This window comes from Priestia aryabhattai B8W22 (assembly GCF_000956595.1).
Lineage (GTDB): Bacteria > Bacillota > Bacilli > Bacillales > Bacillaceae_H > Priestia > Priestia aryabhattai.
This window is the reverse complement of sequence record NZ_JYOO01000001.1, coordinates 133460-145600: the sequence shown is the minus strand read 5'-3', so window position 1 is coordinate 145600 and position 12141 is coordinate 133460. Positions and strand designations below refer to the sequence as shown.

The following is a 12141-nucleotide window of genomic DNA, read 5'->3' as shown; positions in this document are numbered from 1 at the left end:
TTAGGCATGATAAAACAAATCTTCATTATTTTAATGGCCGTGGGACTAATAGTTATTTCATTTACTACTACCAGTTCTTTTGCAAAAGAAACTAATTCTAAAGAAACAGCAAAGCAATCTATTCAATATATAGATAAGGCTATTTCCGATATGAAAAAGGAAGATTTAGACGGAGCTAATCAATCGTTTCAGTTATTCAAACAAGAATGGACGCAAATGAAGGCAGGCATTCAAAAAGATTCTTTATATGCTCATGGCAAAATTGAAAGAGAAATAGCTGCCATATCTATAGCCTTATTAAATGAAGATAAACAAGAAGCCGAAGAATCTCTAGAATCACTTAAGAGTTTCTTAAATCAATATAGCAAGGGCCAATTGACAGATAAACCACAATCAGATAAAGAAATAAGTCTAGCGTCATATGTAAAACTTTTAGAAAACACTAAAAAAACTTTAGAAAGCAAAGATGTAGCAAAAGGAAAGGCTCAAGTACAAGAGTTAACATCCCAATGGCTAAGTGTAGAAGGGAATGTTGTAGGAAAATCTCAGACTGTCTACAATAATTCAGAAAGAAGATTAGTAGAGTTGGATTCATCTTTAAGTAATCCTAAAGAGGTTAACAAAAGTATTGAAATTATAGATAAAATGATTATTGATTTAAAACCATTAGTTAACACCTCGTATAGTATGTGGGATGCAGCTCTTATTCCAATTAGAGAGGGAGTCGAAGCTTTATTAGTTATTGGAGCGCTTCTGACAATTACCAAAAAGGGGCCTTCAAATAAAGGAAACCGTTGGGTTTGGGGAGGAGCTTCATTAGGTATTCTTTGCAGTCTAGTCATTGGCTTTCTAGTTACTTATGTTTTAAACTCTGCAACTTTCGGACAAAACAACTTCCTAATCAATGGTTTTTCAGGAGTAGTTGCCAGCCTCATGCTTTTATATGTTAGCTATTGGCTACACAGCAACTCAAATGTTGAAAAGTGGAACAAATTTATCAACGGAAAAACAGCACAAGCTCTTAGTAATGGAAAGATGTTTTCATTCGCAATACTAGCATTTTTAGCAATTTTAAGAGAAGGAATTGAAACAGTTCTCTTTTTAATTGGTATGGCTAGTCAAATGTCCTCCTCACAATTAATTTTGGGGATAGCAATTGGTTTTGGAGTTCTAATTGCTATTGGAATTTTCATGTTGAAGATTGGTATTAAATTGCCATTAAAACCATTTTTCTTTATTTCTAGTATTATCGTGTTTTATATGTGTCTCAAATTTATGGGGTCAGGTGTACATAGTTTGCAGTTATCAGGAATAGTTCCTTCATTAAGTACAAACCTCATTCCAACCATTGATGTGTTAAGTGTATATCCTTCTTGGTATAGTACATTGCCACAACTTCTTATAATTGGATTTGCTTTATTAATACTGATAGTTCAGAAAAAGAAACAAAACAATACAAACAATACAGATCAAAAAAACCAGGGGGTTATTTAACATGTTCTTATCTAAAAAAATTACTTACACTGCACTTACCCTATCTTTACTAACTGTACCAGCTTTAGGTGCATGCAGTAATTCAACAAATTCTAGTGCTCAGGATGATACGAAACAAGCAGCAAGTCAAGGGAAGGAAAGTAAACAAGATACTTTAAAAAGTAACGTAAATAAGATGCAAACTACGCTTGATAAACTGCAGAGTGGTTTAGAAAAACAGGATCAAAAACAAATTAAGAAATATGGGAAAGAGCTCTACAATCAGTGGTTATCTTATGAAAATAACATTCGTGAGAAATACCCACTTCTATACACAGATACAGAAAAATATATCCTTCCACTATCTACTGAAATAGAAAAAAGCTCACTTGATCAGAAAAAGGTGCAAGAACTAAGTGTTCAGCTAGATCGTTCGTTGGAAAATCTAAAAAATGCGAAAGAAACAGCGACAAAGACATCAGAAGCATTGAAAAAAGCTGTTAATAATTACAAAACGTATGTAAATGACCAAACAGAACAGTTAGTAAAAACGACTACGACCTTTACAGATGCTGTGAAGGCAGGAGATCTGGAAAAGGCGAAAGCTTCTTATACAGAAGCTCGTGTATATTATGAGCGTATTGAACCAATTGCCGAAAGTTTTGGTGACCTAGATCCAAAAATTGATGCTCGTGAAGGTGATGTTGACGCTTCAGAATGGGGAGGATTCCATCGTATTGAAAAAGCAATTTGGAAAGACTCTTCTTTAGAAGGAATGGATCAATATGCAACTCAACTAAATAAAGATGTACAGGATCTACAGCAAAGAGTAAAAGAAGTTAAATTAGAACCTACACAAGTAGTCGCTGGTTCAATGGAACTGTTAAATGAAGCTGCTATTTCAAAAGTGACTGGAGAAGAGGAAAGATACTCTCATATTGACCTAGTAGATTTAGCTTCAAATGTAGAAGGTTCTCTAGCTGTCTATCATGCTGTTTTACCAATTCTGAATGAAAAAAGTCCAGATCTTTCAGAGCAATTAGATAAAGAATTTAATCAACTAACAGCTACCTTAGGGAAATACCAAAAAGATGGAACGTATCTTCCGTACACAGAATTAACGAAGGAACAGATTCGGGAACTGAGTCAACAGTTAAACACATTATCGGAATCTATGGCCCAAACAGCTGAGATATTTCAATAAAAAAGGAGAATGAACGTGAAAGAATCGAAGAGGCCCAAACAATACACGCGTCGTGATATGTTAAAAATGTCAGTATTAACGGGTGTAGGTGTTGCGGTAAGCACAAGTAGTATCGGCGTTTTAGCTAATATGGCTAATGGGCTAGGAAATTCAAGCGAGAAAGCCTCAAGCAATTCTGTAGATGATTCTATTATTTCTTTTAATGGAAAACACCAAGCAGGAATTGTAACGCCTCAGCAAACATATGCTTATGTAGCTGCTTTTGATTTACTAACAGATCAAAAAGATAAAGTTATAGATCTTTTCAAAAAGTGGACGTTGTTGAGTCAATCTATGACTCAGGGAGAAGTTAGTAAAGACAATAATAATGATTGGCTTCCACCAAAAGATACAGGAGAAGCAAAAGATTTAACTCCTTCCAGATTGACCTTAACATTTGGCTTTGGTCCTTCTTTCTTTTCTAAGAATGGAGAAGATCGTTTTGGTTTAGCTGATAAGAAGCCGAAGCACCTTAAGGATATTCCAGCAATGCCAAGAGATGATTTGCAAGAGCCTTTTATAGGAGGAGACATTTCTGTACAAGTTTGTGCAGATGATCAACAAGTGGCATTTCACGCTGTACGCAACCTTATTAAATCAGCAGTAGGCGTAGCAGAAGTAAAATGGATGCAATCTGGTTTTATTAGTGCTCCCGATGAGAAAACCCCTCGGAATTTATTTGGCTTTAAAGATGGTACGGCAAATGTTTCTTCTACCGATTCTGAATCTCATAATCGAATTATTTGGGCGAATAATTCAGAGCCAACATGGATGCAAGGTGGAACTTATATGGCTTTTAGAAAAATCCAGATGTTTTTAGAAGTATGGGATCGATCATCTCTTAAAGACCAAGAAGACACGTTTGGTCGAAAAAAAGATAGTGGGGCTCCTTACGGCAAAGTAAAAGAACACGATAAAGTAAGTCTTATGCAAATGCCTCCTACTTCTCATACAGCTTTGGCAAAAGGAACGAGACAAGAGATTTATAGAAGAGCGTATTCTTATACAGATGGGGTAGATCCTAAAACAGGGAATATAAATGCAGGACTTATGTTCATTAGTTATCAAAAGAATCCTGACACACAATTTATACCAATGCTTAAGGTGTTATCTCAGCAGGATAAATTAAATGAGTATACGAAACATATAGGTAGTGCAATGTTTGCTTGTGCTCGCGGAATCCGTAAAGGAGAGTACATTGCACAGTCTTTGTTAGAATAAGCTTATAAGAATTTTATCAGGTTAGATATCTGTTTTTTTAGTACTGTTATAGATAGGAAATGAGGTGATTGTAGTGGTAGGACCTGGAAGTGCAATTTTAATAGGTGTGACAGCTTTAATTATATTTGGTCCCAAAAAGCTACCTGAGTTAGGACGTTCCGCCGGTAAAACACTTCGTGAATTTAAAAATGCAACCCAAGGAATTATGGAGGACCATGATAAAGAGGAAAAAAAATCATTAAAAGACGAAGTGAAAGATGACAAAACATCTCTTTAATAAATGGGGCTATGTTATTTTCTGATAAATACAGAAGCCAAGTTCTCTATATGTAAAGAACTTGGCTCTTAAGTAATTTCAAATAGGGATGCTAGTTAACATAATCACAATTATAAGAACCAAAAAAGCCCTCCTATTGAGCTATAAACTCAAATAAGAGGACTTTTTCTATATGCTTATGTATTAGTATTATCTTTACCTAATTTGCGATCAACTAAATAGGCCAAAAAGAAAATTGTTGGGATAAATAAAAGTTTTAGAGGTGATAAATTCTCAACAGATGTATGAGTAATATAGAATGTTAAGAAGACAAGCGCTAAAACTAATGTAAATATCTTTTCTTTCAAATCGCACACCTCAATTTCCTTACAATTACATTATAACATATATTTAACATATCTATTTTTAGTCTACATAATGTCTCTTTCCGGAACCAAGCAAGCAAAAGAACCCTTGCGGCAGTAGGGTTCAGCTAAGGATTCTTTTGCTTGAGTATGCGTCTTTTTATACATCGTTGATATGACTACGTTCTTTGGGTAGTTGAAAGAAACGAGAATGTATAAAAAGAGCTCCTTTTATACATATGCTGAAACCTCTAAATAATTGATTTTAAGTGTAAATATGCTATATTAAAGATCAGACTATTTTTACAAATTTCAACGTAACCCTATTTTTGAGCAACCTCGCATCCACTGCCGAGGTTGCTTTTTATTTTGTCAACGATAATAATTTTAACATCATGTAATAGATTTATCTCTCCTCCATAAAAGTATGTCTAACAGGAGAGATAAGTTTCACTAGTATCTGTAATTTAATACCAATAACATTGAGAATAATGGAATATATATATATAATAACAATATATAAAGCGCTTTCTATATTTTTGAAATAAAAGATATTATAGATTGTTTATAATATCTTTTGTTTAACATATCTAAAGCGCTTTTCAATAGTGATTATATCAATTAATAAGTATTCTTGAGTAAAAGAGACAAAAAACAGAAGTTATCGCATTAATTATTTAAGGTTATAAAGCCGATTAAGGAAGTTACTATAAAAGTAACTGAACTGGTGAATCGTATGATAGAAAGAAGGTATATAATGAATGAAATCAACTATCTATGATGTAGCAGAAAAAGCAGGAGTTTCTATATCTACAGTATCAAAGGTTTTAAATAATCAACCAGTAGGAAAGAAATCAAAACAAAAAGTTTTAAAAGTAATGCAAGAACTAAATTATAAACCAAGTGTGGTTGCATCTGCCTTAACAGGGAAGCGAACATCTACAATTGGATTTCTGTTACCGGATATAGCTAACCCTATAGTTGCAGAAATGGCTCGTAGAGTAGAGGACCGGGCACATGAATATGGATTTAATGTTGTGGTTTGTAGTACCGATTTGAAGTTAGAGAAAGAAGAACGATACGTATCTTTGCTAAGACAGAAACGTGTAGATGGATTTATTCTAGCCGGTGGCTTTAGAAACAGAGAAATAGCCTTAGAATTGGTAAAGGATAATATTCCAGTTATACTTCTTTCTGAATCTCAGCCGTATTCATCTCTTACCACCGTAACGGTTGATAATTTTATTGGTGGATATGAGTTAGCTTCTCATTTAATCTCTCTAGGCCATAGAAGAATTGCAGTTATTGCAGAGGACAATTCAAGTAGTCAGGAGCGTATACGTGGATACAAACAAGCATTAAAAGATAATGATTTGGATATTCCTGAAGAACTGATTATGACTAGTGATTCAAGCCCGGAACATGCACAGCTTTTAACAACAAGCTTATTGGATTCTTTCAACCCGCCTACTGCAATTATGTCTTGTAACGACGTATTAGCAATTGGAACTCTTTTGGGAGCACGAGAAAAAGGTTTAAAAGTTCCTGAAGATCTGTCCATCACCGGATTTGATAATACCTTGTTATCTAAAAGTTGTGACCCTCCTTTAACAACAGTAGAAGTACCTGTTCAAAATATGTGTTCTCAAGCTGTGGATTTACTTATCGAAGAGATAAAAGGGAAAACAATAGAGAAACAAAAGATTTTAATGTTACCTAAGTTGATTATTAGAAAATCAACGAGTTTTTGTCCGGTACAATCTAGAAATATAGCTCCTCTACAAAGTGAATGATTTACCAATATAGTTGTGGTATTTGGAAAGGAAAAATAAACAGAAAAAGCTAACAAATTCATGTTAAAAAGAGCCACTGGGGTATTAATAAAGCTAGCTTAATATTTGAATTCTTATATTATGGTGATGCTGAACATGCATATATGCTCAGCATCACTTTTAATTATGAAGCAAAGACTCCATAATAAACTCGCCTTTTTCTCAAATATATCGGTTAAATAATATGCTTTTACATGTTCAAGTTTATAATTTAAGGTTTATAAAGTATGTAGAATAGTGTGGTAATACAAAAATGGTCGATTAATTTTTATAAAGGCAATATATAAAGCGCTTTATGTTTAAATTTATCCATTGTATAAAATAGACTATCTTTTCTAAAAAGGATAGGCATTATTGAACTATCGCTGCCTTCCACCATAAATGAAATGAACCTTATAATAAAAATAAGAATATAGACCTCAAAAATATATTTACAAAATATACTGAATATTATACAATTAGTTTACAAAATATAAAGCGCTTTCGGTAATTTGAATAAACAATATATTAAAAATGCTTATTGTATAGCTTTAAACAAAATATAAAGCGCTTTACATTTTTGTGAGTAGTCCATATATGTGTAAAGAAGATTTAGAGGAGGAGATGAATATAGAATGATGAAAAAATTGAGATAAAAGTGAGGGGACAAACACTATATAATCTATCTACTACATAGTTAGTAATGGAAAACGAAATTGATAATTATAGAAAGTAAGTTGTTATAAAGAAATTTAAGGATATAGGGATGTAGAGTAAGGTTATTTAAGATACTTCAGTTTTACCAATAGTGAGTGGTGATTTTCTTTTATTAAGGTAAATGAAAGCGCTACCTATCAATGTTATCACAAGCTTTTTTTATCTTGTTAGTTTGAGAAATAAGGACAAACGAATTAATGCATTAATTGGAGTTAATAAAATATGACCAATGAGGATGATAATGCATGAGTAATCAAGCAATTAAAAAGCCAAAAAATCATAAGAGTTATTTACAAACCATTATGGTTTCTGCTACGTTTGGTGGACTTTTATTCGGCTATGACACGGGGGTAATTAATGGGGCCCTACCTTTTATGTCCAGAGCTGATCAACTTAATTTAACACCGTTTACAGAAGGTTTTGTTACAAGTTCATTGCTTTTTGGAGCAGCAATCGGTGCATTTTTAGGTGGACGACTGGCGGATCACTATGGACGTCGAAAAACAATTCTAAATCTTGCTTTATTATTTTTAATTGCAACGATTGGCACAGCTTTTGCTCCTAACGTTCCAATTATGGTATTTTTCCGATTTATGCTAGGTCTAGCCGTTGGAGGAGCTTCCTCAATGGTACCAGCCTTTTTAGCAGAAATGGCACCAGCAGACAAAAGGGGAAGAATGGTTACCCAAAACGAGCTTATGATTACCGGAGGGCAATTATTGGCCTACGTTTTTAATGCTATTCTTGGTGTGGTATGGGGAGATATTGGACATGTCTGGCGATATATGCTTATCTTATGTGCAATTCCAGCTGTAATGTTGTTTATCGGTATGTTAATTGTTCCAGAAAGCCCACGTTGGCTAGCTTCCAAAGGAAGAAAAGATGAGGCTTTACGGGTATTAAAACAAATTCGGAATGAAAAGCAAGCTGAAGCTGAATTTGAAGAAATACAAGAGGCAGTAAAACGAGATTCAAAGCTTCCGAAAGCTTCCATTAAAGACTTTTCTACACCTTGGCTGAAGCGTATTTTATTCATTGGAATTGGAGTGGCTGTTGTTAATCAGATTACCGGTGTTAACTCAATTATGTATTATGGCACTCAAATTCTTCAGGAATCTGGTTTTGGTACAAAAGCAGCTTTGATTGCTAACATTGCTAACGGGCTAATTTCGGTAATTGCTGTTTGTTTCGGTATATGGCTGGTTGGAAAAGTTAACCGTCGTCCTATGTTAATCGTTGGGCTTTCTGGAACTTCATCTGCGCTTTTACTGATTTCCATATTTTCTAATATACTTGAAGGCTCTGCGTTACTTCCGTATGTTGTACTTTCTTTAACTGTTTTATTTCTTGCATTCATGCAGGGATGCATAGGTCCAGTGACATTTTTAGTTATTGCAGAAATATTCCCACAGAGATTAAGAGGACTTGGTTCGGGCATCAGCATATTTTTCTTGTGGATAGTAAACTGTATAATTGGTTTTTCATTTCCGGTCTTACTAAGCTCTATTGGTTTGTCCGCAACATTCTTAAGTTTCGTATTCCTTGGATTATTAGGTATTTGGTTTGTATATAAATTTATGCCGGAGACAAATGGCCGTTCACTTGAGGAACTAGAAGAAGAGTTTCGTTTAAAATATGATAAGAAAAGTAATATTACTCCAATAGACAAGGCCCAGTAGAAGTAAACTTTGGGATTTAGAAGAACACTTAAACAATAATATGAAAACGCTTAATTAAATATATAGAAAATAGGAGGGTTATAGATGAGTATAAAAATTTCAGGGGCGCCTTGTTGTTGGGGCGTTGATGATCCCAGAAACCCATATCTTCCACCGTGGGAGAAAGTTTTAAATGAAGCTTCACAAGCTGGCTATAAAGGGATTGAGTTAGGTCCATATGGATATATACCCATGAATATTGAAAGAGTACAAGCAGAGCTCTCTAAAAATGATTTAACGATAATAGCAGGAACTATTTTTGATGATTTAGTATCAGAGTCTAACCTAGAAAACTTATTGCATCAGGTCGATGATATTTGTTCATTAATAACAAAACTACCTTCAATTCCACAAGAAAAAGAACAAAAATTTCTAACTCCCTATTTGGTAATTATTGATTGGGGACATGATGAGAGAGATTATTATGCGGGTCACCCTGACAAGGCAGTACGATTATCTGAAAGGGACTGGGGTAATATGATGGGCCATATTCGTGCACTGGCAGAAAGGGCATGGAAAAAATATGGAGTACGTTCTGTCATTCATCCACACGCAGGTGGTTACATTGAATTTGAAGACGAAATTGAAAAACTTTTAGAGGATATACCTTATGAAGTGGCGGGGCTTTGCCTAGATACAGGGCATTTATACTATTCAAAAATGGATCCGTTAGAGTGGCTTCAAAAGTGCTCAGATCGATTAGATTACATTCATTTTAAAGATATTGATCTTGATATATATAAACAAGTAATGGAAGAACGTATTCGCTTTTTCGATGCTTGCGGTAAAGGGGTTATGTGCCCGATTGGACAAGGCGTCATTGATTACAATTTGATTCATAAATTATTGAAAGAAATTAATTACCATGGATACATCACAATTGAACAAGAGCGAGATCCTAGAAACTCTGACACGAGTTTACGTGATGTTAAACAAAGCGTTGATTATTTAAAAAGTGTGGGGTATTAATAAAAATTTGGTTGAGAGAAAAGGGGATGTAGAGAATGATTTACGGAGAGAAAAAGATAGAAAGTCCAATTCGTTGGGCAATGGTAGGCGGCGGAAAAGGAGGTCAAATTGGTTATATCCACCGTTCAGCTGCGTTAAGAGATAATAACTTTCAATTAGTTGCTGGAGCTTTTGACATCGATCCAGCACGTGGGAAGGACTTTGGTGTCAATTTACATGTTGATCCGGAGCGTTGCTACCCTGATTATGAAACCATGTTTGAAGAAGAAGCTAAACGTGAAGACGGCATTCAAGCTGTCTCAATTGCTACTCCAAACGCAACACATTTTGAAATTACCAAGGCGGCATTACATGCTGGCTTACATGTGGTATGTGAGAAACCATTATGTTTTACGAGTAAAGAGGCAGAAGAATTGGAGATTCTTGCTACAAAGAAGAATCGTGTTGTTGGGGTTACATATGGTTATGCAGGACATCAAATGATAGAACAAGCACGTCAAATGATTGCAAATGGAGATTTAGGTGAAATTAGAATTGTTAAAATGCAATTTGCTCACGGTTTCCATTCATCCGCAGTAGAGAAAGGTAATGCAAGTACAAAGTGGCGTGTTGATCCTAAAGTAGCTGGACCTAGTTATGTATTAGGTGATGTAGGCACTCATCCTCTTTACTTGTCTGAGGTAATGTTGCCTAACCTAAAAATCAAGAGATTAATGTGTTCTCGTCAAAGTTTTGTAGAAAGTCGCGCTCCACTTGAAGACAACGCTTTTACAATTATGGAATATGATAATGGTGCGGTTGGAACCGTTTGGTCATCATGCGTAAATGCTGGTTCTATGCATGGCCAAACTATCCGTGTGATTGGTTCAAAAGCTAGTATTGAATGGTGGGATGAGCACCCTAATCAATTACGCTATGAGATCCAAGGTAAGCCAGCTCAGGTTTTAGATCGAGGAATGGATTACCTTTACCCTGAAGCATTAGTTGATGATCGTATAGGTGGAGGACACCCTGAGGGGCTATTTGAAGGCTGGTCAAATCTATACGCGCGTTTCGCCTTAGCGATGGATGCTGCAGACCGTGGGGAAACATTAGAGAATATGTGGTATCCAGATATTAAAGCAGGAGTGGAAGGGGTTCGATGGGTAGAGAATTGTGTACGTTCTGCTGATAATGGTGCTGTTTGGGTAGAGTATCAATAACTTTCAAAAGTGATTTAATTTATTCTATATATAACTGATGTATAGAGGAATCAATTAAAATTTGAAAATGTGCTTTACTTCAATTAAGAGGTAAAGCATTTTTTAGTCTTTTATTCTCTGGATAATCAAGCATTAACTTAATATCTCTTGGTGAAGTAAATAATTCTCACTTGAAAAAGCGCAGTGATTATTAATGAAAAGTAAGAGATTTTCAGCATATATAACTATGGACTCATTTGAGGGAACTGACTTTAAATTTACAATTTGAGGATGAGGATGGGAATGTTAAAAACTAAGCGAATTCAACAAATTCAGGAATATGTTTTTGAACACCAATCTGCCTCGTTAGATGATCTCAGTACTGTTTTTGGTGTCTCCAAGACCACAATTAGACGTGATATTCGAAAGCTAATTAAAGAAGGGATGGTTCAAAAAGTGTATGGTGGAGTAGCTATAAACCATGCAAAACTTGAATCATTTAACGAGAGAAAAGCACGAAATCAGTTTCAAAAAAAGTTAATTGCTAAAACTGCAGCTGGTTATGTAGAAAATGGAGATGTAATATTTATAGATTCAGGTACAACTACATTAGAAATGATTACATTTCTAAAAAACAAACAAGTGACTATCATTACTAATAACCTGGATATTATAATCGAAGCCTTACCCTTTGAAAGTTTAAGTGTGATTTCAACTGGCGGTTTACTCGAACGTGCTACTAAATCATTTTCTAGTCATAGTCATGCAGATTCTTTTAAGAAATATAATTTTGATAAGGTATTCATGGCTTCAACAGGTGTTTCAATATTAAATGGAGTCACAAATTCATCGCCCATTGAAAGTGGAATAAAAGAAATAATAGTAAAGGGAAACGCAGATGTTTTTTTATTAGTAGATCATACTAAATTTGACAAGTATGCCATGGTCACTTATTGCGGGTTGGAAGAAATTGATTACTTAATAACGGATGATTTTCCAGATGAAAGTTATGAAAATTATGCTAAAGAAAATAATATTGAGCTTATCGTTACTAAGGAATAAACAATTATTATTTTATCTGTTTGATACTCTAATCTAATAATTCAATTAAGTAATAATTAATCTTTTTTAATTAAAGCCAAAACCTAATCTAAATCCGGATTAGGTTTTTTTGATTGTCGGGAAAC

Annotated in this window: 9 protein-coding genes; all 9 read left to right on the top strand. The window is 34.5% G+C overall.

Annotated features, from left to right (window positions below):
- Positions 1–6: 6 nt before the first annotated feature.
- The 9 genes from N178_RS00600 to N178_RS00560 all read left to right on the top strand — a co-directional run bounded on the left by N178_RS00600 (position 7) and on the right by N178_RS00560 (position 12016).
- Positions 7–1494 (top strand): FTR1 family protein, encoded by a 1488-nt coding sequence (locus N178_RS00600; RefSeq protein WP_045289597.1) that lies wholly within the window; start codon positions 7–9, stop codon positions 1492–1494.
- Positions 1495–1513: 19 nt separating this feature from the next.
- Positions 1514–2677, top strand: coding sequence for an iron uptake system protein EfeO (efeO, locus tag N178_RS00595; RefSeq protein WP_045289901.1), 1164 nt, complete (start codon positions 1514–1516; stop codon positions 2675–2677).
- Between the two features lie 57 nt (positions 2678–2734).
- Positions 2735–3937: an iron uptake transporter deferrochelatase/peroxidase subunit gene (gene efeB, locus N178_RS00590; protein WP_420329673.1), complete on the top strand. Its 1203-nt coding sequence runs from the start codon at positions 2735–2737 to the stop codon at positions 3935–3937.
- A 67-nt stretch (positions 3938–4004) separates the two neighbouring features.
- A complete protein-coding gene (locus N178_RS00585; RefSeq protein WP_152640829.1) occupies positions 4005–4214 on the top strand; it encodes a twin-arginine translocase TatA/TatE family subunit in 210 nt (69 codons plus the stop codon).
- Between the two features lie 1105 nt (positions 4215–5319).
- Positions 5320–6351 carry a LacI family DNA-binding transcriptional regulator gene (locus N178_RS00580; protein ID WP_045289592.1) on the top strand — a complete coding sequence of 344 codons (1032 nt, stop codon included), beginning with the start codon at positions 5320–5322 and terminating at the stop codon, positions 6349–6351.
- A gap of 980 nt (positions 6352–7331) precedes the next feature.
- A complete protein-coding gene (locus N178_RS00575) occupies positions 7332–8765 on the top strand; it encodes a sugar porter family MFS transporter (protein ID WP_080890116.1) in 1434 nt (477 codons plus the stop codon).
- An 84-nt stretch (positions 8766–8849) separates the two neighbouring features.
- Positions 8850–9773 carry a sugar phosphate isomerase/epimerase family protein gene (locus tag N178_RS00570; RefSeq protein ID WP_045289590.1) on the top strand — a complete coding sequence of 308 codons (924 nt, stop codon included), beginning with the start codon at positions 8850–8852 and terminating at the stop codon, positions 9771–9773.
- Positions 9774–9808: 35 nt separating this feature from the next.
- On the top strand, positions 9809–10975 hold the full coding sequence (locus N178_RS00565) for a Gfo/Idh/MocA family protein (protein WP_045289588.1): 1167 nt from the start codon (positions 9809–9811) through the stop codon (positions 10973–10975).
- Positions 10976–11257: 282 nt separating this feature from the next.
- Positions 11258–12016: a DeoR/GlpR family DNA-binding transcription regulator gene (locus tag N178_RS00560; protein WP_045289586.1), complete on the top strand. Its 759-nt coding sequence runs from the start codon at positions 11258–11260 to the stop codon at positions 12014–12016.
- Positions 12017–12141 lie beyond the last annotated feature (125 nt).